This window comes from Chryseobacterium suipulveris, assembly GCF_022811685.1.
Taxonomy (GTDB): Bacteria; Bacteroidota; Bacteroidia; order Flavobacteriales; family Weeksellaceae; genus Kaistella; species Kaistella suipulveris.
Genome location: NZ_CP094532.1, coordinates 185,272 through 210,535, shown reverse-complemented (window position 1 = coordinate 210,535; position 25,264 = coordinate 185,272). Strand labels below are relative to the sequence as shown.

Here is a 25,264-nt window from a genome sequence, read left to right as displayed (position 1 = left end):
CGTAAAGTTTTTTTTCTTTACTTTTAAAACACCTTTTAAAGGTGAAAAAAATCATTCTGCTTTTCTTCAGTTTTTTCGCTAAGTTTTTTCTTCTCCCAGAACAAAACTTGGGACCAAGATCCGTATTACAAACCGGGTGAAACCAAGCTGCAGAAAGAATTTAACCGCGCATTGGATTATGCAGTAAGTCAAAATTATTTTGTGGTCGGTAAGATGAAATTCACCCTCTTCATCGATGAAAAAGGAATTGCAAAAATCGTCGATGTATCACCTAAAGTAAAGAATCAGCAAGCCATGATTGACGACCTGAATTATGTTTTGAGACGACCCAACAAAAATTGGGAAGCCGCGAGAAAAGATGACCAACCCGTGAAATCGTTCTATATCTACACCGTGAATTTCAACACCGAAGTTTATGACCACGATTAAATTTTTGAAATGATGAAAAACCTGATTCTATTTTTTATGATGTGCTTTGCGATTTCGAACGCACAGGAAATTCTGCAAAAATATCCAACTGGTCAAACTCCCTACAAAGGCGGTTATGAAGCTTATTACAAAGATTTTGTCGATATCATCAAAGAGAAAAATCTGCAGCCATGCTCGAATCCAGATGAACTTTATGTGCTGACTTTGGTGGTAATGCCGGATTCTTCGGTGCAGTTTGTGAAAGACGTCAATGAAAAGATTGTCGACAAAAACAAATGCGCCTACAATCTCGCACGGGAAACCGCCAAATACATGAAAAACTGGAGTCCCGCTTTAGTCCACGGATTGCCAGAAACTGCGGTTGCAAGATTCATTATTTATCCGAACGATTTGTTCAACAATTACCGAGAAGGTTATTACCCAAATTACACTTCACCTGTTTATAATAACGGCAGGAACAATAACAGTTTTGTGAGGGATTTTGTGTACAAATTCAACAAAAGAAGGTTCAACTGGTTTGATGTTTTTGTAATTCAGGGCGAGTTTACCGTAACAAAAGAAGGTAAAGTAAAAGACTTCGTGATGACAAGACCTTCGGGAGTATATGAGTTTGACAAAGAAGTTCAGATGACCGTGAATATTCTTTCGAAACATTTCAAACCCGCCACAATCAACGGGAAACCTGTTGATGACCGCTTCACCTTCCTCGTCAAGGGAATTACCGATCCCGAAGATTAATCTGCCATTCTGTCACAAAAAACGCTATCTTTGCACACTAACTTTTTGTTTGAGGTGATTTGATTTTGTTTGAGGTAGTTTGAACGTTTCAAATCATATCAAATTATTTCAAACAAGCTCAAAACCAGTCAAAGTGCAGGAAAAATATATCGACGAAAGCAAGCAAGGCGAAGCTTTCGCAATTGCAGAGAAACCGCAGAACAACAAAAAACTGTTCCTCGAAAGCTACGGTTGCCAAATGAATTTCTCGGATTCAGAGATCGTGGCATCCATTCTCAGCGACATCGGCTACAACACGACTTTAAAGCAGGAAGAAGCAGACCTTATTTTGCTCAACACCTGCTCCATTCGCGAAAAAGCGGAACAGACGGTGAGAATGCGCCTTTCGCAATTCAAAAATTTGAAAAAGGAAAAACCGCACCTTACGGTGGGAGTTCTCGGCTGTATGGCGGAACGGCTTAAAACCAAATTCCTGGAAGAAGAACATTTGGTTGACCTCGTTGTAGGACCCGATGCTTACAGAGATTTGCCAAACCTTCTGAAAGAAACCGACGGCGGAAGAGACGCCATCAACGTCATCCTCTCCAAAGAGGAAACTTATGCAGACATTAATCCCGTTCGTCTCGGTGGAAACGGAGTTACCGCTTTCGTGACGATCACGCGCGGTTGCGATAATATGTGTACGTTCTGCGTGGTTCCGTTTACCCGCGGTCGCGAAAGAAGCCGTGATCCCCACTCGATCATCGAGGAATGTAAAGATCTGTGGAACAGCGGCTACAAAGAAATTACGCTTCTTGGCCAGAACGTCGATTCATACTTATGGTTTGGAGGCGGTCCGAAAAAAGATTTCAAAAACGCCTCGGAATTGCAAAAGGCGACCGCCGTTAATTTTGCGCAGTTGCTTGATTTGGTGGCAAATGCGGTTCCGGAAATGAGAATCCGTTTCTCGACTTCCAATCCGCACGATATGACCACCGATGTTTTCGAAGTGATGGCGAAACACGACAACATCTGCAAATACATCCACCTCCCTGTGCAAAGTGGAAGCGACAGGATTCTTCAGCTGATGAACCGCCAGCACACTCGGGAAGAATATTTGACCTTAATTAAAAAAGCCAAAAAAATCGTTCCCGACATTGCTTTTTCACAGGATATGATCGTTGGATTCTGCACCGAAACCGAAGAAGACCACCAACAGACTTTATCATTAATGAGAGAGGTTGAGTACGATTACGGCTACATGTTTGCCTACTCGGAAAGACCAGGAACTCCCGCACACAAAAAAATGGAGGACGATATTCCCGCCGATGTGAAACAGAGACGATTGAGCGAGGTGATTGCGTTACAGGGCGAGCTTTCGCGAATGAGGATGAAATCTTATGTGGGAAGAAACCATGAAATCCTGATCGAGGGAACCTCCAAAAAGAACGAAAACCAGTGGAAAGGCAGAAATTCCCAAAATGCAGTCTGCGTTTTCGACAAACTGGAGGGACAGAAAGTGGGCGACATTGTGACCGTTTTTGCCTACGACAATACGCAGGGAACACTTTTGGGGAAAACGGTTGAATAATATGAACAATCAGCAATTAAAAGATTTAATAAACGAACTTGTAAAGCAGCCTAATGAAAGCGAATGGGTTGAGTTTAAACATAATTTTCATTCTGCTGAAGAAATAGGGCAAACTATATCTGCGCTTTCGAATGGGGCGTGTATACATAATCAAAAGTATGGGTATTTGATTTTTGGTATTGAGGATAAATCTCATCTAATAAAAGGAACTGATTTTAAAGGCAAACGACATAAGAAAGGTAATGAGGATTTAGAGCATTGGCTTCTTACCAGATTAAATCCTAGAATAGACTTTGAAATTTTTGATTTTGCTTATGATGAGTTTAGAGAACTTTCAATATTTATTATTCCTTCTGCAAAAAATCAACCGGTTGAATTTTTTCATAAAGCCTACATACGAGTGAATTCCATAACACGTTCACTAAATGAGTTTCCAGAAAAGCAGGCAAAAATATGGAAAAAAGAAAGTATTGCTTTTGAGAAAGAGATATCTAAAAAGAATCTTTCCCCTGCTGATATTTTAAGATATTTGAGTTCCGAAACTTATTTCGACTTAATGCAGATCCCCCAACCTTCCTCAATAGAAGGTGTTTTGGATAAATTCCTTGAAGAAGGTCTTATTGTTAAAGATAAAGCAACATATGCCATAACCAAACTCGGAGCAATCTTATTTGCTAAAAATCTAAAAGATTTCGAAAATGTGGATAGAAAATCTATTCGTGTGATTGTTTACAAAGGAAAGAATAAAGTTGAAACCGAGAGAGAACAAATAGGGGTAAAAGGTTACGCCATAGGATTTTCTGGTTTATTAGATTGGGTAAACAGTCAACTCCCGGCAAATGAAGAAATAGGAAGAGCTCTGCGAACTGAATCACGAATGTATCCCGAAATTGCAATACGCGAACTAGTTGCAAATGCTTTAATTCACCAAGATTTAACCGAAAAAGGATTTCCCATGATTGAAATTTTTTCTGACCGTATAGAAATCTCAAATCCGGGAACTCCATTAGTTAAGCCGGATCGGTTTATTGATGCATATCTTTCGCGAAATGATAAGTTAGCAGATTTAATGCGAAGATTAGGATTTTGTGAAGAAAAAGGCAGTGGATTGGACAAAGTCATTTTTTACAATGAGATTTATCAATTGCCTCCAATTAATGTTATTGTTGCAGAAAACAGAACTCGGGTGACAGTATATTCATACAAAACTCTTAATAATCTAGATAAAATGGAAAAGGTAAGAGCTTGTTATCAGCATGCTTGTCTTAAATATGTATCTAATGAAAAAATGACGAATCAATCATTAAGAGAAAGGTTCAAAATAGAAGACCATAACTATTCGATTGCTTCAAGAATTATTAGAGATTGTATCGAAGAAGGTTTAATCAAAGAGGATAACCCAGAAAATAAATCTAGAAAATTTGCTAGTTACATTCCATTTTGGGCATAATTCTTATGTGATGGTTATGTGATAATAAGCCCTTTATTTTAAAAATTGATTTTTCGATGAAACAATTAATTGGTTGATAATCATTAATTTGCATATTTTTTTTCTATATTTTATTAATGAATTTTATGTGACGGTTATGTGATGTTACACAAATCAGAAAATTATGAATGACTTACAATCCATAAAACAAAAATTATTTCCGAAATATCTTCAGCATATTGAAGGTGTTTCAGAACAATTTTATGGGTTGAGAGAAGCCGAAGTTTCGTCGGAAAACTTCAGTTTCTACACTTCGGTCTCATCAGTATTTTCAAGCAAAATCGAGGGCGAGGAAATTAATTTGGACAGCTATGTCAAACACAAAAATTTAGGGATTGAATTTCAACCCGACTATACCAGGAAAATAGACGATTTGTATGATGCATACATTCTCGCGCAACAACATCGATTGAATAAAGAAAATCTTTTAGGAAGCCACAAGATTCTGACAAAAAATATTTTAAAGGAAAGCCGGCAAGGAATTTTCAGAACAACCAATATGTTTGTGTTGACAGAAGATGGCAAAATTGAATACGTCGCAGCTGCACCACAAAAAGTTGAAAATGAAAATCTATAGAAAACAGATCGCGGATCTGTAATACAACTTCAAACCAAATCAAACTATTTCAAACCAAATCAAACCAATTTTTTGAAAATGACCGACCTACAATCCATAAAAACCCGTTTCGGAATCATCGGAAATTATCCCGCGCTGAATCGGGCATTAGAAAAATCCATACAGGTTGCGCCGACCGACATTACCGTTTTGGTGATCGGGGAAAGCGGAACCGGGAAAGAGTTTATCCCAAAAATCATTCACGCTGAATCCCGCAGAAAACATCAACCGTACATTGTAGTCAACTGCGGCGCGATTCCCGAAGGAACGATTGATTCCGAACTTTTCGGACACGAAAAAGGTGCGTTTACAGGAGCAACTGCTACCAGAAAAGGATATTTCGAAGTTGCGGATGGTGGAACCATTTTCCTCGATGAAGTGGGCGAACTTCCGTTGCAGACGCAGGTTCGACTTTTAAGAGTTCTTGAAAGTGGCGAATTTATGAAAGTGGGTTCCTCGCAAATCCAGAAAACCAACGTGAGAATCGTGGCCGCAACCAACGTCAATATGATGAATGCAATTCACGACGGGAGATTCCGCGAGGATTTGTATTACCGACTGAATACCGTTCAAATCGATATGCCGCCATTAAGAGAAAGAAAAGGCGACATCCATCTTTTGTTCAGAAAATTCGCCATCGACTTTGCCGAAAAATACAGAATGCCAGAACTGACCTTGACCGACGATGCGGTGAATTATCTTGAGAATTATTCGTTCCCGGGAAACGTCCGTCAGTTAAGAAATCTTGTGGAACAGATGACGGTGGTCGAACAAAACCGTAGCGTGAACTCGACAAAACTCGCCGAATACATTCCGATGCAGACTAATCTTCCCGCCGTCGTACAGAAAAACGGAGGCATCTCCAACTCCGAATTCCACTCGGAAAGAGAGATTATGTACAAGATACTTTTCGACATGCGGAACGATATAAATGATTTAAAATCCTTAACTTCGGAACTGATAAAGAACCGCGGAAACAGCGATTTCAGCCACCAGGAAAAAAATCTGATCAACCGTGTTTTCACACAGGAAAGTCCATCGGCAAATCCAAACTCGCTGCTTTATTTTGAGAATTCAAACCAGGGAGATATTCAGAATCCGACCTTCATTTCGAATCCGACCAACGATTACGAGGAGGTGGAAGATATCGAAATCGAGGAGGCAAAACCCGAAACGCTTTCCCTGCAAAACAACGAAAGAGAGTTGATTGTCAAAGCATTAGAAAAACACAAAGGCAGACGAAACAAAGCCGCGGACGAACTGGGAATCTCGCAGCGAACGCTTTACAGAAAAATCAAACAGTATAATTTGGAAGATTAATGGGAAAGTTTCAGATTTCAGATATCAGATATCCCTGCTTGCGCAGACAAGAGATATCAGACAATAGATTGGAAAAAAAATTATCGAGAGTTGAACTTGGCTCTCGTCTCTTGTCTCTTTTTCCTTGGCTATTCCTCCTTGGCTCTTTTTCCTTGGCTCTTGTCTCTTGCTACTCTTTCACTGGTTCTTCACTGAGTCCTGAGACAAAAACCATCCAGATCAGCGAGTTTCCGAATAACGCCGCTTTGGTGAATCCGAATTTGGCACAGGAATTTTCGACCGCGATCCAGAACAGGTTTTTGCAGAGAACCACTTTAAAGGGAACCAAGGAAAATCCCGACATCCTGATCGAAGGTGAAATTACCGACTACTCGATCACGCCGACCACGATTTCATCGGCGGTAAATGCTCCCGGTGGAAATATTCAGGCAGCACAAAACAAACTGACCATCACGGTGAAGGTGCATTACGAAAACAAAATCGAGCCCAACAAAAGCTTCGACAGAACGTATTCGGATGAAGCCGTTTTCAGCAGCGATTTAGATATCAACACGATAGAAACCTCACAAGTGAAAGTGGTGAACGACAGAATCATCAACAAAATTTTTAACGATATTGTAGCCAACTGGTAAAATGAACGCAAGAGTTTTAGAACTGATCAAAAACCCCGACCTTTTTCAGCCCGCAGATTTAAAACTGCTGGAAAATGAAATTGCAAAAACTCCGTATGTTCAGAGTTTTCGCGCGCTGCATCTGTACGGAACACATCTTTTTGAGCGAGAAAGCTATTCCGCAAAACTTTCGGAAACCGCCGCTTTTACCACCGATAAAAAAATCCTCTACCGCTTTATCAATAAAAATGTGGAGCCCGTTGTGGAAACGGAATCGATCGCCGAAACAAAAATTTCGGAAGATTCTGTTTCGCCGATTGCAGAACCTGTTGCACAAGTTCCGCACGAAGAAATTCCGAAGCCAAAACCTGTGTTTGTAAACGGTGAGCTGAACCGAATTTTGTATGAAGGCGAAGAAGACTTTATGGACCGAAAACCAGAAATCATCGACCTGGAATCTACGATGGAATCAGGTGTTTTGGTTACCCAGAAAACGGAAGAACCCATAATCGAAATTCCTGAAAAAGCTGAGGACATTAATGAAAATCATTCCAAGGAAATTTCTGAAAAGGTTGAAGAAACAGAGTTTACAGAAACTCCCGACGCTGAAGATTTCTCGAAAGAAACCCTTATTAATGAAGAGAAAATTTCCGAAAATGAAAAGTTGGTCGAAAATACTGCCGACGTCAATTTCCACGGGATGGATGATTTTCTGCCTCAAGTAAAAATTGAAAGTAAGGATTCATCAGTAACAAAAATCCCTTTACCTAAACCAGCTCCAAACCGACACGAAGAGGAAATGCAGAGACTGATCGCGGAAGTTGAAGCAAAAATGAAAGCTGCGAAAAAAGAAAAAGTTAAACCCGTAGAAGAACCGATTCAAAATACCGACATCAATTTTGCGGAAACCGAATCGTTCGTTGTGGATGATTCGAACAAGAAAAATGTTGAAACCCCTGTGTCGGAAGAAAAAACTGAAAGTGTTCCACAACCAGAAATTACTGAAATAGAGGAAATTACCGAAGAAAAAACCAATATTCCTGCTTCAGAAAAAATTGAACCTGAAAAAGAGGAAATTCAGATACAACCACAAGAAACTTCCGAAAAACCGGTTTGGAAACCGATGCAGCTCTCTTCCAATCTACCTGATTCATTGATTGACCAGAAAAAAGAAAAACCTGCGGAGAAGAAAATAGCATCTGAAGAAATTCCTTCCGCCGAAGTGAAAAAAGACGTTGTTGAAACTAAACAGAATATCAAGGAAGAAATTCCTGCGCTCAATGTTTCATTTTTTGGGAAAGAGGTTTCGACATTCACACAGGAGGAAGAGAAAACCACAGAACCCGCTGATAATCAACCAACTTCAAAAGAAAGCAATGTTCCCGTGTTCATCAACACCTGGCAAAACTGGCTGAAAATCGACCGAACCAAAACCGAGGAACAGCCAACCGTTTCCGCGGAAGAAAAAAAGAATCAGCTGATTGACACTTTCATCGAAAACGAACCGAAAATCTCCAAACTCAAGGAAGATTCCGATTTTGTGGTTAAGGACAAAGGAGACAATATTTCGCACCTGATGACGGAAACTTTGGCGAATCTGTATGTGGAGCAGAAACTGTATTCCAAAGCGATTAAAGCATACGAAACCTTATCTGAAAAACATCCCGAAAAAAAGGAATTATTCGCAGATAAAATTCAGGAAATCAAAGATTTAAGACAAAACAAACCCTAATGAAAATGGAACCAACCATCATCATCGGAATCATACTTCTTGGTTTACTCGCAGGATATTTAAGTGGCTTGGTCGGAATCGGCGGCGGAATCGTGATGGTGCCCGTTCTGGTCTTGCTTTTCGGCTTCACGCAACACAAAGCGCAGGGAACGACACTCGCGCTCCTAATGATTCCTGTGGGAATTTTCGGCGTGATGAATTATTACAAAACTGGGAATGTGGACATCAAAACCGCGCTGGTTCTTTGTTGCGGATTTGTTCTCGGAAGTTATCTCGGCAGCAAAACCGCGATCACACTTTCGCAGGAAACTTTACGAAAAGTCTTTGCGATCCTGATGGTGGTGGTTGCTGTGAAAATGTTTTTTCAAAAGTAGTTATTCGGTTTCGGTTCAGAACGTCATTCGATGTTCCGCCTTTCAACCGCTTCCACATCAATTGTTTTCTTGCTTCGGTCGGAATTGAAGTTACGGAATTTCTGCCAGATTTTTCTGCCTAAAACCAGTACCACGACGATCAGAATAATGGCGCAGATAAACGCGATAATCGGTGCAGCCATTGCCAGAAACGACATGATTCCTGCTCCCGCTGTTTCAGTAGTCGCGACGACAGAATTCCCCAAACCGCCCGTTGTCGCAGTAGAAGCGGCGCGTGTTCCCGCAAATCCCGAACTTATTGCGGCGGCAGTTCCACCACCTGCAATTAATGCTAAAGCCCATTGCGGAAAAGTTCCGATGTCGGCAAACTGACTTGCAAACATCACCGAACCTGCGATTGTTGCTAGCGGAACAGAAAGCGTGTCTAAAATATGGTCAACAAACGGAATGTAGTAGGCGAAGATTTCTACGACCGTCGCAATTCCCGTCGTAATCAGCGTTGGCAAACCTGAAAGCCACTGGAAACTTTCGTTCATAGGAATCCAGCCCATATAAGAAGCCAAACTCACCGCAAACATGGGGAGAAAAACTCGAAATCCTGTTGCAGCAGCTAATCCGACACCGATGAACGCACTGAGAATATAGGGTAGATAAGGAATATTGTCTAACATTTTTTTTGAAGTTTTTAGTTTATTCGCAAACCAAATTTACAAAAAACGTGCTACAAATTAGGTTTTGTTTGGATTTTGTTGGCGGGATTTTGATCACGGTAATTTTCTTTATCCCTTCCCTAAAGGAAGGAAAATTCCCTAAGAATAAACCTGAATTTCTCCCCTTTAGGGTTAGGGTAACGAAATTCAGGTTTATTCAAAAAAATCTACAAGCTTTGAATTTTATTTTTTTGATTCACAGAGTTTTAGAAATTCTTTTTCAACCTCTGAAAAATTTTGCGGAATATTTTTCGAGATCCAAAAAAGCATTGACAATGAGTGCGTTCCGAATTTTGAAGTAAAGACTGTCTTATTCAGTCGGTAAGCTTCGCGCAGCAGTCGCTTGATGCGATTTCGATCCACCGCTTTTTTGAAGTTTCTTTTGGAAACGGAAACCCCAACTTTCTGATTTTCGAGCGTGAAGTTTTCCTGCGCTTTTGCATCAAAATCGAGCGTGATGATCCGCAGATTTCCACAGGAATGCCATTTGCCTTTGTTAAAAAGCAAATCGATTTCGCGCTTCTGTTTAAGCTTCTCGTTTTTAGGGTATTTCTGGTCCAAATTATTTTACTGGCTAAGTTGCTATTTTTTAACCACATCCCGATAACTTTCGGGAGAATAAGAATTTTTTTGAATTCTCTTAATCCTAATCTTCCTCCGACTTCGGACTTCCCTCATCCGACTTTTTTATTAAATAGTTAATGACTTCCGCCGCTGCGTAAAGACCGAAAATGGCGGGAATAAAACTAATGGTTCCGTAAAAGGATTTCTTGAAATTGGTTCCGTCGGTCATTTTCAAGCTTTCTTCATTTTGAATCTCGTTCGAGAAAACGCACCGAAAACCTTTGTGGATATTGTCCTTTTTCAACCGTTTACGAACCTGTTTCGCGAGGAAGCAGTTATGGGTTTTGCTAATGTCGCGCACCATCACTTTCGAGGGATCAATTTTTCCGCCTGCTCCCATGCAGCTGATGATTTTGATCTTTTTTCTGCGGGCAGTTTTGATCAGTGTGATCTTCGGAGTTACGCTGTCGATACAGTCCAGAACGTAATCGAATTTTTCCGACTCCAGGATTTCCTCCATATTTTCGGGATTCAGGAATTCGTTTCTTTTCGCCAGTTGCAGTTCTGGATTAATGTCAAGAAGCCGCTGTTCCATAATATCGGCTTTCGCTTTACCGATCGTGCTTTGCAGCGCCGGAAGCTGTCGGTTGATATTGGTTTCATCCACCACATCGCCATCTATGATCGTCATTTTTCCGACACCGGCTCTCGCCAAAAATTCTGCGGCAAAAGAACCTACTCCACCCAAACCGATGACCAGAAGATTGGCATTTTTCAGTTTTTGGATGTTGCTTTCTTTGATGAGAAGTTCAGTTCGTTCGAGCCAGTTTTTTTTCATTGAGTTAAGGAAATGTGGATGGATTTTAAATTCTTGATGATCTGCATTTTCAGGTTTTCGGGTTCCATATTTTTCAGTTCGGCGACTTTCAGATACAAATCTTCAAGCTCAAAACTGGCGGAATCGGTTTCCAGAAAAAGTTTTTCGGTGGGAAATTCATTTACAAAATCCTGCAAATTTACATTATGGAGCACAGACTTTCCAAAACTTAAACAGAAATCGTTTTTCAGCAATTCATCACCGATGGTTTTCCGTTTGTTGAAACCGTGTACAATCATCGGGACTTTCGCTTTTTTTCTAAAAGGAATCAGCTGGGAAAACCTTTTCACACAATGAATGATGATGGGTTTCTGAACTTCATTTGCCAAAAAAATCTGCCTTTCGAAAACTTCCCGCTGCAGTTTTTCATCGACATCGATCAAGCCATCCAAACCACATTCTCCGATGGCAACGCAGTTTCTGTTATTAATAATTTCATTAAGCCAAAGAAAATATCCTTCAATATTTTCTGAGATAGAATCGGGATGAATTCCTGCGGAAAAGAAATGGTCGGGAATATTTTCACCAAACTTCAGATTATAAATTCCGAAAGTTTTTCTGGGATCATGGTGGTGAAAGTCAAAAAAATGCATTCTCAAAATTATTAAAAAACATGACCAAAATTATTAAACATATGTTTTAAAATTTGTTAATAATTTCTAACTTTACTACAAGTAAACTCGAGATGAAAAAGAAATTCACTGAAAAACAGATCCATATATTAGATGTTGCCGAAAAGCTGATTGCGAAAAAGGGCTTTGAAGGAACGTCGGTTCGCGATATTTCGACCAAGGCAAACATCAATGTCGCGATGATTTCCTACTATTTCGGTTCCAAGGAAAAAATGATGTCGCACCTGTACCAATACCGTGTGCAGAAAACCCGCGAAAGCTTTGCCGAATTTGCCGAAACCATCAAGGAAGGCAAACCCGAAATGCAGATGAAGGAACTGGTAAAATATGTGGTGAACCAACTTTTCAAGTTCAACTACTTCCACGGTTTTGTAACCCAGGAACTTCGGCATACCGAACACCTTAAAGAAGATTTGCTCGACTTCTACAACACTTTCACCCATAAAATCGACGATGTCACCAAGAAGGGAATTGCTTCGGGAGTTTTCCACCACGCTCCAAAACCAGAGGATTTGCTCACGCTGATCATCGGATCCGCGCTTTTTGCCATTAGGAACAAAAACTTCTACAGCTTGTACGTTCCCGGAAAAGAAGAAAACTACCTGCAGGAAGCAGAAAAGAAAATTCTCGCAAGTCTTTTGGTGACGGTGTTTTCGACATTGGGATATCAACCGAATTAGCCAATTAGTTAAATAATCATAAATAAAAGCGTATTGGCAAAAAAATTATATTTTTGCAAACTGAACCGCAGAATCCTTTCTGCATGAATTTATCTATGAAAAATTTACTGATCGTACTGGTTTCACTTTTCTTTTTGTCGGGCTGTAACAAACAGCAGGAACGTGCAATGAAAAGTGCGGACAAAGACTATATCCTGAAAGTTGCCAACGAAAATTTCGAGAAGAAAAAATGGCGGAATGCTTTGGCGCTTTACGAGCGTCTTTCCAACCTTGTTGCGGGAACCGACGATGCGCCGAATGTGGTTTACAATTCGGCTTATGCCAATTATTACGACAAAAACTACAAACTTGCAGGTCACCAATTCAAGAATTTTGCGGTAACTTTCCCTCAAGACAAACGCGCGGAAGATGCTGCCTATATGTCGGCATTGTGCTATTACCAAGGTTCGATGGATTACAATCTTGACCAAAGCAGCACGGAACTCGCCATCAATGAACTGCAGAATTTCCTGAACAATTATCCGAACTCTGAAAAGGCAAAGAACATCAATGAGCTGATCGACGAGCTTACCTATAAACTGGAATTCAAAGCGTACGAAAACGCGCGACAGTACTACAAAATGGCAGACTACCGAGCGGCAAATGTAGCGTTTGATAATGTTCTGCAGGATTTCCCAAGTACGAAATTGCGTCCAAAAATTTACGAGTACATCCTGAAATCCCGTTACGAGCTTGCAGTAAACTCTGTTTATGACCTGAAAAAAGACCGTATTGAAAACGCGCTGGCTTTTACAAGACAGGTCGAAAGAGAAATGCCGAATACGGACAATGCAAAAACAGCTCTGGATTTAAGGTCGAAACTTGAAAAAGAAAAAACCGACTTCGCAGAACTTGAGAAAAAAGTGGAAGCAAGAAAACAGGAGCTCCTGAACAAACAGAAAGAAGCTGAAGCAGAACAGAATGCCGCTAAAGAAAAGGAAATTGCGGAACAGCTGAAAAGAGACAGCATCAAATTAGCGACTCCATAATTCCATCAAAAAAATAAAACGTATATTTGCACACTCAAAATAAAACAACGAACTGAAAATGAGCGTAAAAGATTCTAAAGCTGAAATTAATACCATTACTTACGACCGTGACAAGATTGAAAATAAAGTAGGTTCTATCTACGAAGCCATCGTGATTATGGGTAAAAGAGCAGAGCAGATCAATGCCGAAATCCGTGCAGAACTTCATAATAAATTAGACGAGTTTGCGGTACACAATTCTACGCTGGAAGAGGTTTTCGAAAACAGAGAGCAGATCGAGATTTCCAAGCATTACGAAAAACTTCCGAAGCCAACCTCCATCGCAATTCAGGAGTGGTTGGATGACGAAATCTATTTCAGAAAAACAGAAGAGAAGAACTAAAGGTACTTCATCATTATAATATAGTCGCAGAGTTTTATACTTTGCGATTTTTTTTGTTTAAGAGCGGTTAACTGTCAAAACATTTAATTGAAAAAAATCAATCGTAAAATTTTCGCTAAATTCGTGACTGCAAATAAACATCCAATGACACTCGAAGGAAAGAAAATCCTCATCTGTATTTCAGGAGGAATCGCCGCATACAAAATCAATTATCTGATTCGCGATCTTGTGAAAAAAGGTGCAGAAGTACAGGTTCTGATGACGCCTTCAGTGGAAGAATTCGTTTCGAAACTTACGCTTTCTACCCTTTCTAAAAAACCGGTTTACTCCGATTTTTATTCCGAAAACGGGACCTGGAACAACCACGTGGAATTTGCACTTTGGGCAGATCTGATCGTGGTCGCGCCGTGTACCGCAAATACTTTGGCAAAAATGGTTCACGGAATTTGCGACAATTTGGTCATCGCAACTTATATGTCGGCGAAATGTCCCGTATTCATCGCACCTGCAATGGATTTGGACATGTATCAACATCCTTCCACCAAACAGAATCTGGAACTGGCGGAAGATTTCGGACACTTCATCATTCCCGCAGAAACGGGGGAATTAGCGAGTGGACTTGTCGGACAGGGAAGAATGGCGGAACCAGAAACCATCTCCCAAAAAATTGAAGAATTCTTTAATAATGTCAACTCCAAAAACCTTGCTGGAAAAACCGTTTTGGTTACAGCGGGACCTACTTACGAAGCGATCGATCCTGTAAGATTTATCGGAAATCATTCTTCTGGAAAAATGGGATTTTCTATCGCAGAAGAGGCGGCAAAAAGAGGCGCGAAAGTCATCCTGATTTCTGGACCGAGCAATCAAAAAACCGAAAATCCGAACATTGAAATTCATCGCTTAACTTCGGCAAAAGAAATGTTTGAGGAAGTTTTCAAGCATTACGAAAATTGCGATATTGCGATCGCAAGCGCCGCAGTTGCAGATTATGCGCCGAAAGAAATCGCCAAAGAAAAAATCAAGAAGAGCGACGATTCATTAACCATTGAGCTGGTAAAAAATCCCGACATCCTGAAAACGATGGGCGAAAGAAAAACCAAACAGTTCCTCGTGGGATTCGCTTTGGAAACCCAGAATGAAGAAGAAAACGCAAAAGGAAAACTGGAAAAGAAAAACCTCGACGCTATCGTTTTAAACTCGCTCAAAGACGAAGGAGCCGGCTTTAAAAACGATACTAATAAAATTAAAATCATCACCAAAACCGAAATGCAGGAATTTAACTTAAAATCAAAAGATGAGGTGGCGAAAGATATTTTAGCATTCATTGAAAGCCAGATTCTGAAATAATATTCCTAAATTTCCGTTCTTAAATTTTACCATTAAAAATGAAGAAATTTTTATCGATACTTGTCCTGATTCTTGGTTTTAACCTGAGTTTTTCGCAGGAACTTCTGGCGACGGTTCAGGTCAATGCGCAACAACTTGGCGGAAGTAATACCCAGGTTTTCAAAACTTTGGAAAAAAACTTGCGAGATTTCATCAACAACACGAGCTGGACCGGTAAGAAACTTCAGAATTTTGAAAAGATCAAATGCAATTTCGCGATCGTGATCAACGAAAGACCCGGAAACAGCAGTTTCAAGGGAAGCATTGTGGTCCAGGCGGTTCGACCGATTTTTAATACCACTTACGAAAGCCCTTTAATGAACCTGAACGATACCAATTTCGCGTTTGAATATACCGAAAACGAAAACCTGATTTTCAATGAGAGACAGTTTTCCGGGAAAAATCTTATCGACGTAATTAGCTTTTATGTGTACATGATTTTGGGTTATGACGGCGACAGCTACAAAGTTCGCGGTGGACAACCGTGGTTTGAAAAAGCTCAAAGAATTTCAAACAATTCACAAAACCAAAATTATGCGGGATGGTCGCTAATGGAAGGTCCCAAAACAAGAGCCGCACTCATCGACAATATGATGAAACCGGAGCAGAATACTTTGCGAAATCTTTACTACACTTACCATAGAGCCGGCCTCGACAATCTCGGAAAACAGGATCAGTCGAGTGCAAAGAAAATTATTTTTGATGCCTTGATGCAATTGAAAACATACGAAAACAGCTTCCAGATGAACTATCCCGTCAACATTTTCATCGACTCTAAAAAACAGGAAATCTTCGATATCTTCAATAACGGAAACAACGCCAATGTCAATATGAACGACTTGAAGGGACTTTTCGTAATCCTTTCTCCGAAAGACATCGACAGCAAATGGAATAAGTGGAAATAATTTGGGAAATACATTATTAACCAATATTTTTGTAAAACTTTAAGCCAGGCTTGAAGTTTTTTTATAATGCTGAACAGGATTTTCATACAAAATTTTGCACTGATCGATTCACTGGAACTGGATCTGCATCAAGGTCTGCAGGTAATCACAGGAGAAACCGGGGCAGGAAAATCTATTATCCTCGGTGCTTTGCGGTTGATTTTGGGCGAAAGAGCCGACACAAAATCCATCCAGAATTCTGAAACTAAAAGTATCGTTGAAGCAGAATTTAACCTCAACGAAAACTTTAGAAAATTCTTTGACGAAAACGATCTCGACTTCGAGGAACACACCGTAATTCGGCGGGAAATTCTTCCAACCGGAAAGTCCCGTGCGTTTGTGAATGATGTACCCGCAACTTTGGAAACGCTGAAAATCCTTTCATCAAAGCTGATCGATATTCATTCACAGTTTGAAACTTCCAATCTTTTTGACGAGGAATATCAGTTCAAAATCATCGACGGACTTTCGAAAAACAAAACGCTGATCTCAACTTACCAGAAAGATTTTCAGGAATATAAAAAACTTCAGAAAGATTTAATCGCGCTTAAAAACCAGCTTTCCGAAGGAAACAAGGAAAGCGACTATAAAACCTTTTTGTTGAATGAATTGATAGAATCCAACCTCGACGAAGTTGATTTGGATGAACTTCAGAATCAGCTCAACCGCCAGGAAAACGCGGAAGCCATCACAGAAAATCTCTCAAATATCTTTACCAAGCTTGATTTGGAGGAAATCGGAATTTTGGATTCATTCAACGACATCAAAAGCAAACTCGGAAAAGTTGCTTCACTTTCACACGAGTTTTCTTTGCTTCATCAAAGATTGGAGGAGAATTTTGTCGAGTTTAAAGATATTATCTTTGAACTTCAAAATGAGGCAGAAAAGATTGAAACCGATTCGGAAATTTTATCGGATTTGAATTTCAAGCTCAACAGAATCAATTCTTTACTTCTAAAACATAATGTAAACTCAGTTGCCGAACTCAGGGAGATTCGCGACGAGCTTTCCGGTGAGCAAAGCGGTTTCGCCGAGTTAGAACAATATATCCAGGAAAGCGAAAATAAACTGGAGGAAACCACTTCCCTTCTCGAAAAACATTCTGCCGAACTTTCAAAAAACCGAAAAAAGTCGGCTCCAATTTTCATCCAGAAAACGGAGAGTCTCCTGAAAAAACTCGGTCTCGAGAAAGCAAAAATCGAAGTTGAATTAACCGATTCCGCAACATTCAACGAATTCGGAAAAGAGAGAATCCAGCTTTTGTTTCAAGCCAATTCAGGATTTCCGTTAAAGCCGATTCAAAGTGCAATTTCCGGCGGCGAAAGTTCGAGAGTGATGCTTTCCATTAAGAAATTGATGGCGGAAAACGCTGAACTTCCCACCTTGATTCTGGATGAAATCGACACCGGCGTTTCAGGAAAAGTCGCGCAGGAAATGGGAAATGTGATGAAAGAAATGTCGGAAAATATGCAGCTGATCGTGATTACCCATTTGGCGCAGGTTGCCTCAAAAGGTGACAACAACTACAAAGTTGTAAAGCAGGACGTCTCAGGAAAAACCCAATCGAATATTATCCCGCTGAACTCCGGAGAAAAACTTCAGGAAATCGCACAGCTTCTTTCAGGATCAAAAATCACGGAAGCCGCGCTGAACCAGGCAGAAGAACTGATGAAATAGATTAATACTGCAACTCAATCGGGTTATTGTTGCTCTTGATTTCTTCCTTAATTCTTTCCTCCATTCGTTTTCTTTGGCTAGGATCAGGAGTTCGCATTGTTGGTGGACTTATTGCAGGATTTTCGCCCCTCATTCCACCACCTCTTCCGGAACTCAGAGATGTGAGAAATGAAACAGGATCTTTTCGGAACGCCGCATTTTGCTTTTCGAAGTCTTTTCTTTTTACTTTCATTACAGTTCCTCTAGAATCGGGGTTAAAGATTTCTGCGATTTTTTTGCTTTCCTTTAAATCAAAAGAATAATCTCCTTTAGAATCTTCCACTTTCACGATCAAGCCGGGAAGACCAGAGAATTTATACGGCCCATCCTGAATCGGAACATCTGTGGTGAACCAGGCAAACCAAGTTCTGCCACCGAAATTCGTTTCCGCTTTCTGGGTTTTGTAGTCGCCAATTTTTGCAGTTTCAGGAAGAATTTTCCAGTCCATTGCGCGATCTTCTTCATACGAATACTGATCTCTCGCAATCCTTGATTTAAAGGTTTTCACTCCCGTCTTAAAATCTTTTTCAATGACATAATCGATGTTCGAGCGCAAACTCTGCATTTGGCTTCGGTCGAAATTAAAACTTCCGGTTTGTCGAGCTCTTCCAATAGTTGAATCCCTTTTCATTCGGTTTTCAGAATAAAAAATCGATTTTTCTTTATTCACATCGAGATAGGCACTTTCAGTTTTAATATCGGAAGGATTTGCAGCATCCGGTTTCATCGTCACCTGATAAATGAAACGGTTTGCCTGTGCAAAGAATATTTGTGCGCAAAAAGCCAAAACTAAAAAACCTGTTTTTTTCATTTTAATATTTGAGTTTTTGATTTTTATTTAATCGGAAAGTTAAATTTAATCGTCTATAAAAGCAATAGACAAATATAAAGTGTTGAATTTGATTTTCGTTATATTATTAGTAATTTTGCAATCTAAAATCATTCTAAATAAAAACAAATGATTAAAGTTAGTGATAACGCAAAAGAAAAAGCGGCAGTTTTAATGAAGGAAGACGGCTACAATCCCGAAACCGATTACATCAGAGTCGGCGTGAAAAGCGGCGGCTGTTCCGGTTTGGAATATGTGCTGAAATTTGACAATAAAAAAGAAGAAACCGATCAGGTTTTTGAAGATAACGGCGTGAAAATCGTCGTAGATAAAAAATCTATCCTTTATCTTGCAGGAACAACATTAGATTTTTCCGGTGGATTGAACGGAAAAGGATTTGTATTTAATAACCCAAACGCGAGCAGAACTTGCGGTTGTGGGGAATCATTTAGTTTATAGATATGGCGAAGTATACAGAGGATGATTTAAGGGAAGACCTAAAAACCAAGGAATACGAAGCCGGTTTTTACACCGACATCGAGTATGAAGATTTTCCGATTGGTCTGAACGAAGAAATTATCCGGATGATTTCTGCAAAGAAAAACGAGCCGGAATGGATGACCGAATGGCGATTGGAATCCTTCAGAATCTGGCAGAAAATGGAGGAACCGGATTGGGCAAACGTGAAATACGAAAAACCTGATTTTCAGTCGATTGCTTATTATGCCGCTCCCAAGAAAAAACCGGAATTGGCAAGTTTGGATGAAGTAGATCCCGAACTTTTGAAGACTTTCGAAAAGTTGGGAATCAATATCGAGGAACAAAAACGATTGACCGGAGTTGCCGTAGATATCGTGATGGACTCCGTTTCCGTGAAGACCACCTTCCAGGAAACGCTGAAGGAAAAGGGAATTATCTTTTGTGCGATTTCCGAGGCGATCCAAAAGCATCCAGAGCTCGTAAGAAAATATATCGGTAAAGTAGTTCCGAGAGGCGACAATTTCTATGCAGCGCTGAATTCTGCAGTTTTTTCCGACGGTAGTTTCTGCTACATTCCGAAAGGGGTGAAATGTCCGATGGAACTTTCAACCTATTTCCGAATCAATCAGGCAGGAAGCGGTCAGTTCGAAAGAACCCTGCTCATCGCCGATGCAGGAAGTTATGTTTCTTACCTCGAAGGTTGTACAGCTCCTTCAAGAGACGAAAACCAGCTTCACGCAGCAGTGGTGGAATTGATCGCAATGGATGGCGCGGAAATCAAATATTCGACCGTGCAAAACTGGTATCCCGGTGATGCGGATGGAAAAGGCGGCGTTTTCAATTTCGTAACAAAACGCGGATTATGTGAGAATAATGCAAAAATTTCCTGGACTCAGGTCGAAACTGGTTCTGCTGTAACGTGGAAATATCCAAGCTGTATTTTGAAAGGCGACAACTCCATCGGTGAATTCTACTCCATCGCGGTAACCAACCATCATCAGTACGCCGATACGGGAACCAAAATGATCCACATCGGGAAAAACAGCAAATCGACCATTATTTCTAAAGGAATCTCGGCAGGAAAATCAAACAATTCCTACCGTGGTTTGGTGAAAATTATGCCGACCGCAAAAGGGGCAAGAAATTTCTCCCAGTGCGACTCGCTTCTGATGGGGAATGATTGTGGAGCACACACTTTCCCGTATATCGAAATGAAGGAACCCACTGCACAGATCGAGCACGAGGCGACAACTTCAAAAATCGGTGAAGACCAAATCTTCTACTGCAACCAAAGAGGTATCGATACCGAAAAAGCCATCGCACTGATTGTGAACGGCTTCGGAAAAGAAGTATTGAATAAACTTCCAATGGAGTTTGCCATCGAGGCGCAAAAACTTTTAGAAATCAGTTTAGAAGGAAGCGTTGGATAACCATAAAGTTTGAAATGGTTTGAAGGTTTGAAATCGTTCGATAAAGTTCGGTAATCAAACAAATTCAAACTATATCAAACAACATCAAACAAACTATTATGTTACAAATCAAAAACTTACACGCCAAAATCGAAGAGGGCGTAGAAATTTTAAAGGGAATAAACCTACAGATCAATCCGGGCGAAGTTCACGCGATTATGGGTCCGAACGGTGCGGGAAAATCCACTCTTTCCGCAGTAATTGCCGGAAAAGAGGATTACGAAATTACCGATGGAGAAATTAATTTCGAAGGAGAAAACATCATCGAAGATGCTCCCGAAGAAAGAGCCCACAAAGGAATCTTTATGTCGTTCCAATATCCTGTGGAAATTCCGGGAGTTTCGGTGACCAATTTCATCAAAGCCGCCATCAACGAAAACCGAAAAGCAAAAGGTGAAGAAGATATGGGCGCAAAAGAAATGCTCGGTCTGATTCGCGAAAACTCAGAAAAGCTGGGAATCAAGAAAGATTTTCTCGCGCGTTCGCTGAACGAAGGATTTTCCGGTGGAGAGAAAAAAAGAAACGAAATCTTTCAGATGTTGATGCTCAATCCCAAACTCGCGATCCTCGACGAAACCGATTCAGGACTCGACATCGACGCACTGAGAATCGTTGCAGACGGCGTGAACTCCTTTAAAAACGAAGGAAACGCAGTTCTTCTGATCACCCATTATCAGCGGCTTTTAGATTATATCCAACCCGATTTCGTACACGTTTTAGCAGATGGAAAAATCATCAAAACCGGCGACAAAAACCTCGCGCTGGAACTGGAGGAAAAAGGGTACGATTGGCTTTTAAACTAGTTTGAAATCGTTTGAAAGTTTGAGATCGTTCGTTTTATTATTCGATCTGCATCAAACAAATTCAAATAACATCAAACAACATCAAACAATTTAAAATGGCTTTATTAGAAAACATACAGAACAATTTCACGGAATTTCTTTCCGCGCTGAAAAGTTCATCTTTAGACGAAAACCGGAAATCAGCGATCAACAAATTCTTTCAACTCGGCTTCCCGACGAAGAAAGATGAGGAATACCGCTTTACCAACCTCAAGGAAATCACCGAAAAGAACTACAGCTTTTTCCCAAAACCGGAACATTCCATATCGCAAAGTCAGATCGACGAACTTCATCTTGGTGAAGAAGATTTCGACTGGATTACGTTCATCAACGGAAAATATACTGCAGAGTTTTCAAAAGTTACCGCGGAAAATGTAGAGATTTCAACCCTTGAAAATACGTTGAACGATTTCCAGAACCAGCCGGAATTTCAGCAGTTTTTCAATACCATCGCTGACCAGAAACTTGCCTTCACTAATCTGAATCTCGCTTATGTGAACAACGGAATTTTCATTAAAGTTCCGAAAAATGCTACGGTTGAAAAACCCATCCATGTTTTCTATCTTTCTCAGAATCAGCCAGAAAACACATTTTACAATATCAGAAACCTATTGATTGCCGAGGAAAGCTCAAACATCGAAATCATCGAAAGCCACCATAATTTCGACGGAAGTTTCGTGTTGACCAACACGGTTACAGAAATTTTTTCCGGCAAAAACGCCAAAACCGATTGGCACAAACTGCAGAACGATTCCGACACTTCCTACATGATCGACCACACTTTCGCCAAGCAGGAACGCGACAGTCTCACCACCGTGAACACGTTCAGTTTCGGTGGAAAAATTGTGAGAAACAACCTCGACTTCATTCATAATGGCCAGAATATCAACTCGTTCATGAACGGAATCACCATCATCGGAAACGAGCAGTTGGTGGATCACCACACCGCGGTGCACCACAATGAGCCGAATTGCGAATCCTACCAAAACTACAAGGGAATATTCAAAGACAAATCACACGGCGTTTTCAACGGGAAAGTTTTCGTGGACAAAGTCGCACAGAAAACCAACGCTTACCAACAGAATAACAACGTGTTACTGAACGAGGGAGCGACCATAGACACCAAACCGCAGCTTGAGATCTTTGCCGACGATGTAAAATGTTCGCACGGCTGTACCGTGGGTCAGCTCAACGACGACGCCTTATTTTATTTGAGAGCGAGAGGAATTTCCAAGAAAGAAGCACAGGCGATGCTGCTCTACGCTTTCGCCAACGATGCAATGGAAAACATTGACATTGAACCACTTAAAGTAAAAATTTCAAAACTTTTAGCGGAGAAATTAGAAGTAGATTTGGCTTTCGAAGAAATTTTTTAGGGCGACTATTTCCGTACTCCACTCCCGCTTTTTTTCTTCCGGTGCGATGTCCTTTCAAGAAAAAAGAGCTCCGTTCAGTCCGGGTCGCGACTCTGTATTATAGAAATTTCAGTTTTTCGAAAATGAATTTAGAAGACATTTCCGCACATCTCGATGCCTACAAATCCCACGATCAGGTTATCGACGGCGCCAATTTCCTCATCAGGAGTCTCGGTCTCGAAAGCGACAATTTTGCGGGATTCGGTTTCCGACCAGAGCTCGAGCCGAATAAAATGCTTCTCACCACCGAAGGCGAACTCGGCGGAAAACAGATGGTGATGATTCCCAAAAACCTTTTCGACTTCGACCTGAATCTCGTTGCCAATATGGTTGCACACGAAATGCTGCATGTTCGCCAGAAAGCTCCAGAAACTTTAGTGGAAGACAAGAACGAAAGAGAGTTTCAGGCGTATTACGAAATGCTGTTCCACAAAATATTTCCGAATATTCCCGATGTTTCGGATTTCCACAAAAAATTCTTCGGCGAGAAAGCACTGGAATATTACCGCAGAATGGGCGAAAACTCAGAACTTCAGCAAAAATATGCCGAACAGAAAAAAGAAGTGGAAGATTTGATCGCTCCACTTACTTAATTCGAATGGTATAATCTTTTCATTCAGTATTTTACAACACCAAAAAAATACTATTATGAAAAAGTTGCTTCTAACTGCTGCGGCGGGAACGCTATTTTTAGTCTCCTGCGGTCCGAAATCCAATGCGGTAACCGGTCCGAAATACACTTCGGCAAACGATTTTGCAAAAGGACAAACCATTTTCGAAAATTCCTGCAACAAATGCCACGCTTTGCCGGATCCCAAAAAACACGACGACAAGGGCTGGATCAGAACTTTGAGCAGAATGGCGCCGAAAGCCAAACTAACCGACGACCAGCATCAGTTGGTTTACGATTACCTGATCTCGGTAAACGGGAGATAAATGATAAAAAGAGACTGTCGTAAAAGGCAGTCTTTTTCCATTGTCATTCAGCCAGAATTGTTTTGCAATTACCAAATTCCAACATTTTAATATTCGGCATTATTGCTTTTAATGGGTAATGTGGTCAAAAATAGTTGGTGTTTTTTTAAAAAATAATTTGTAATATTCGGCTGTTGGTTGGAAGAGGAAGCGAGCCATGCAGAGGTGCAACTCGCCAGCAATACAACTGACGCTGTAAACGATAGTTTAGAGGGATGGTTTCGACCATCCTTTTTAATAAATTATCGGAACAGCCAAATGGCTAAAAAACCTTTCATCACTTCTGGTTTTTATAGAAAAGATACCATTGAATGAATTTTTTGCGCCTACTTTTAGTAAGTCCTCTATGAATATTCAGATTGCCTTTCAGATGTCCGAAGAAGGATTCCAGACCATTGGTGGTTTTCGGTATCTTAGGATTCTGTAGAAAGGTGAACATATTTGGAAGCGCCTTTTTGATCACTGAAAAACTTCGCCTCACCATCTTGTGAGTATACCAATACCTTCCTGTTTCCTCATTGTAAGATTTTTCATTGATAAACTCTTTGTGCTGCTCGAACCAATCCACAAGCTCCCGTATCCAATATTGCTTTTTTGACTCGCAGTCGATAAAGTGAAGTTTACACGCAATCTCTCGGAGCTCGAATCCTGCCCTTGTTTTAGGATGTGCGGAAAGCCATATCTTGCACATTCTCTGGATATGCACCAGGCATCTCTGCATCGGAACTTTCGGGCATACCTTTCTAATAGCCTTAATCAGGGATTTATCTCCGTCGCACGTAATCCCACCAATTTTTACACCCAAATCAAGAATATTTTGAAGATCTTCCCTAAGTTCTTCAAAGTGTTCACCATCGGTTATTCTGTAAAGTTGGGTTTGTTTGAAGACATCGTCCCTAAAAACGACAAGACAGATTTCATTGGAAAAATATGTGGCGTCAATCAAAAGATAGACTTCCTTGTTCTGACTGTAACTCAGCTGTGGAGCCTTTGCCAGCATAAGGTTAAAATATCGTTGGAGCGTACTGATCAAATATCCGGATTCAATTGAAATCTGCTCGTAAGTTTGTCGACCTATGATCCACTTCCTGAACCAAATCTCTTTATTTTTTAAACTTACGGATTTGTTTTCAAGCGTAAAGTAAATCCCGCAGTTCTTACACTTGAACCGCCTCTTGCCTTTCTGTTTTCCCCACGAAATGGTATCCAAACTTCCACAACACCAACAACGATTTTTTTTGATTTTTCAGACATAAAAAAAATTTATTGAAACAAAGTTCAATAAACTTTTGTAATCGCATCTAATAATCGGTATTACAAAGAATTTTACCAACTATTTTTGACTATTAAATCTTTTAATGAAAATGCTTCAATAAAAAACCGTTCCCTAAAAGGAACGGTTCTGTTGTTATATATTGTTTTGCTTTGTGATCACATTTCCCAGAATTAAGGCGGG

27 protein-coding genes are annotated in these 25,264 nt (G+C 40.4%); 21 read left to right on the top strand and 6 right to left on the bottom strand.

Going from position 1 to position 25,264, the window contains the following annotated elements:
* Positions 1–213 precede the first annotated feature (213 nt).
* The 9 genes from MTP09_RS01100 (at position 214) to MTP09_RS01060 (ending at position 8,879) form a co-directional block, all read left to right on the top strand.
* The gene (locus MTP09_RS01100; RefSeq protein ID WP_243549856.1) at positions 214–429 is read left to right on the top strand and encodes a hypothetical protein; all 216 of its coding nucleotides are present in this window, start codon (positions 214–216) and stop codon (positions 427–429) included.
* Between the two features lie 9 nt (positions 430–438).
* Positions 439–1,167, top strand: a complete 729-nt coding sequence (locus MTP09_RS01095) for an energy transducer TonB (protein ID WP_243549854.1) — start codon at positions 439–441, stop codon at positions 1,165–1,167.
* A 133-nt stretch (positions 1,168–1,300) separates the two neighbouring features.
* A complete protein-coding gene (miaB, locus tag MTP09_RS01090) occupies positions 1,301–2,737 on the top strand; it encodes a tRNA (N6-isopentenyl adenosine(37)-C2)-methylthiotransferase MiaB (protein WP_243549852.1) in 1,437 nt (478 codons plus the stop codon).
* A gap of 1 nt (position 2,738) precedes the next feature.
* Positions 2,739–4,187, top strand: a complete 1,449-nt coding sequence (locus MTP09_RS01085) for an RNA-binding domain-containing protein (RefSeq protein ID WP_243549850.1) — start codon at positions 2,739–2,741, stop codon at positions 4,185–4,187.
* A gap of 163 nt (positions 4,188–4,350) precedes the next feature.
* The gene (locus MTP09_RS01080; protein ID WP_243549848.1) at positions 4,351–4,803 is read left to right on the top strand and encodes a Fic family protein; all 453 of its coding nucleotides are present in this window, start codon (positions 4,351–4,353) and stop codon (positions 4,801–4,803) included.
* A 78-nt stretch (positions 4,804–4,881) separates the two neighbouring features.
* Entirely contained in the window at positions 4,882–6,162 is a 1,281-nt protein-coding gene (locus tag MTP09_RS01075; RefSeq protein ID WP_243549845.1) for a sigma-54 interaction domain-containing protein, read from the top strand.
* A gap of 152 nt (positions 6,163–6,314) precedes the next feature.
* Positions 6,315–6,794 carry an LptE family protein gene (locus MTP09_RS01070; protein WP_243549844.1) on the top strand — a complete coding sequence of 160 codons (480 nt, stop codon included), beginning with the start codon at positions 6,315–6,317 and terminating at the stop codon, positions 6,792–6,794.
* Between the two features lies 1 nt (position 6,795).
* Positions 6,796–8,505: a hypothetical protein gene (locus MTP09_RS01065; RefSeq protein WP_243549842.1), complete on the top strand. Its 1,710-nt coding sequence runs from the start codon at positions 6,796–6,798 to the stop codon at positions 8,503–8,505.
* Positions 8,505–8,879: a sulfite exporter TauE/SafE family protein gene (locus tag MTP09_RS01060; RefSeq protein ID WP_243549840.1), complete on the top strand. Its 375-nt coding sequence runs from the start codon at positions 8,505–8,507 to the stop codon at positions 8,877–8,879. The genes MTP09_RS01065 and MTP09_RS01060 overlap by 1 nt, the downstream gene beginning before the upstream one ends.
* A 23-nt stretch (positions 8,880–8,902) precedes the next feature.
* On the opposite strand, the gene MTP09_RS01055 is transcribed toward MTP09_RS01060, so the two are convergent.
* The 4 genes from MTP09_RS01055 to MTP09_RS01040 form a co-directional block, all read right to left on the bottom strand.
* The gene (locus MTP09_RS01055; protein ID WP_243549838.1) at positions 8,903–9,550 is read right to left on the bottom strand and encodes a DUF4126 domain-containing protein; all 648 of its coding nucleotides are present in this window, start codon (positions 9,548–9,550) and stop codon (positions 8,903–8,905) included.
* Between the two features lie 222 nt (positions 9,551–9,772).
* Entirely contained in the window at positions 9,773–10,150 is a 378-nt protein-coding gene (gene rnpA, locus MTP09_RS01050; protein WP_243549836.1) for a ribonuclease P protein component, read from the bottom strand.
* An 85-nt stretch (positions 10,151–10,235) separates the two neighbouring features.
* Positions 10,236–10,991, bottom strand: coding sequence for a tRNA threonylcarbamoyladenosine dehydratase (locus MTP09_RS01045; RefSeq protein WP_243549834.1), 756 nt, complete (start codon positions 10,989–10,991; stop codon positions 10,236–10,238).
* Positions 10,988–11,623 (bottom strand): TatD family hydrolase, encoded by a 636-nt coding sequence (locus MTP09_RS01040; protein WP_243549832.1) that lies wholly within the window; start codon positions 11,621–11,623, stop codon positions 10,988–10,990. Before MTP09_RS01040 ends, MTP09_RS01045 begins: the two co-directional genes overlap by 4 nt.
* A 92-nt stretch (positions 11,624–11,715) precedes the next feature.
* Between MTP09_RS01040 and MTP09_RS01035 the strand changes: the two genes are divergently transcribed.
* The 6 genes from MTP09_RS01035 (at position 11,716) to MTP09_RS01010 (ending at position 17,759) form a co-directional block, all read left to right on the top strand.
* Positions 11,716–12,342, top strand: coding sequence for a TetR/AcrR family transcriptional regulator (locus MTP09_RS01035; RefSeq protein WP_243549830.1), 627 nt, complete (start codon positions 11,716–11,718; stop codon positions 12,340–12,342).
* A gap of 95 nt (positions 12,343–12,437) precedes the next feature.
* Positions 12,438–13,370, top strand: a complete 933-nt coding sequence (locus tag MTP09_RS01030) for an outer membrane protein assembly factor BamD (protein WP_243549828.1) — start codon at positions 12,438–12,440, stop codon at positions 13,368–13,370.
* A gap of 58 nt (positions 13,371–13,428) precedes the next feature.
* Positions 13,429–13,752: a DNA-directed RNA polymerase subunit omega gene (locus tag MTP09_RS01025; RefSeq protein ID WP_243549826.1), complete on the top strand. Its 324-nt coding sequence runs from the start codon at positions 13,429–13,431 to the stop codon at positions 13,750–13,752.
* Between the two features lie 144 nt (positions 13,753–13,896).
* On the top strand, positions 13,897–15,099 hold the full coding sequence (gene coaBC, locus MTP09_RS01020) for a bifunctional phosphopantothenoylcysteine decarboxylase/phosphopantothenate--cysteine ligase CoaBC (RefSeq protein WP_243549824.1): 1,203 nt from the start codon (positions 13,897–13,899) through the stop codon (positions 15,097–15,099).
* Positions 15,100–15,137: 38 nt separating this feature from the next.
* Positions 15,138–16,043 carry a type IX secretion system protein PorD gene (gene porD / locus MTP09_RS01015; protein ID WP_243549822.1) on the top strand — a complete coding sequence of 302 codons (906 nt, stop codon included), beginning with the start codon at positions 15,138–15,140 and terminating at the stop codon, positions 16,041–16,043.
* Between the two features lie 66 nt (positions 16,044–16,109).
* Entirely contained in the window at positions 16,110–17,759 is a 1,650-nt protein-coding gene (locus MTP09_RS01010) for a DNA repair protein RecN (RefSeq protein WP_243549820.1), read from the top strand.
* Position 17,760: 1 nt separating this feature from the next.
* On the opposite strand, the gene MTP09_RS01005 is transcribed toward MTP09_RS01010, so the two are convergent.
* The gene (locus MTP09_RS01005; RefSeq protein ID WP_243549818.1) at positions 17,761–18,609 is read right to left on the bottom strand and encodes a GLPGLI family protein; all 849 of its coding nucleotides are present in this window, start codon (positions 18,607–18,609) and stop codon (positions 17,761–17,763) included.
* A gap of 147 nt (positions 18,610–18,756) precedes the next feature.
* On the opposite strand from MTP09_RS01005, the gene MTP09_RS01000 reads away from it, so the two are divergent.
* The 6 genes from MTP09_RS01000 (at position 18,757) to MTP09_RS00975 (ending at position 23,769) form a co-directional block, all read left to right on the top strand.
* Positions 18,757–19,086 (top strand): HesB/IscA family protein, encoded by a 330-nt coding sequence (locus MTP09_RS01000; protein WP_243549817.1) that lies wholly within the window; start codon positions 18,757–18,759, stop codon positions 19,084–19,086.
* Between the two features lie 2 nt (positions 19,087–19,088).
* On the top strand, positions 19,089–20,537 hold the full coding sequence (gene sufB / locus MTP09_RS00995) for a Fe-S cluster assembly protein SufB (protein WP_243549814.1): 1,449 nt from the start codon (positions 19,089–19,091) through the stop codon (positions 20,535–20,537).
* Positions 20,538–20,635: 98 nt separating this feature from the next.
* Positions 20,636–21,379, top strand: coding sequence for a Fe-S cluster assembly ATPase SufC (gene sufC, locus MTP09_RS00990; RefSeq protein WP_243549812.1), 744 nt, complete (start codon positions 20,636–20,638; stop codon positions 21,377–21,379).
* Between the two features lie 95 nt (positions 21,380–21,474).
* The gene (gene sufD, locus MTP09_RS00985; RefSeq protein ID WP_243549811.1) at positions 21,475–22,794 is read left to right on the top strand and encodes a Fe-S cluster assembly protein SufD; all 1,320 of its coding nucleotides are present in this window, start codon (positions 21,475–21,477) and stop codon (positions 22,792–22,794) included.
* A 122-nt stretch (positions 22,795–22,916) separates the two neighbouring features.
* A complete protein-coding gene (locus tag MTP09_RS00980) occupies positions 22,917–23,426 on the top strand; it encodes a hypothetical protein (RefSeq protein WP_243549809.1) in 510 nt (169 codons plus the stop codon).
* A gap of 55 nt (positions 23,427–23,481) precedes the next feature.
* Positions 23,482–23,769: a c-type cytochrome gene (locus MTP09_RS00975; RefSeq protein WP_243549807.1), complete on the top strand. Its 288-nt coding sequence runs from the start codon at positions 23,482–23,484 to the stop codon at positions 23,767–23,769.
* Positions 23,770–24,085: 316 nt separating this feature from the next.
* On the opposite strand, the gene MTP09_RS00970 is transcribed toward MTP09_RS00975, so the two are convergent.
* Complete coding sequence (locus tag MTP09_RS00970; protein WP_456237123.1) at positions 24,086–25,018, bottom strand: IS256 family transposase, variant Zn-binding type; 933 nt, start codon at positions 25,016–25,018, stop codon at positions 24,086–24,088.
* Positions 25,019–25,264 lie beyond the last annotated feature (246 nt).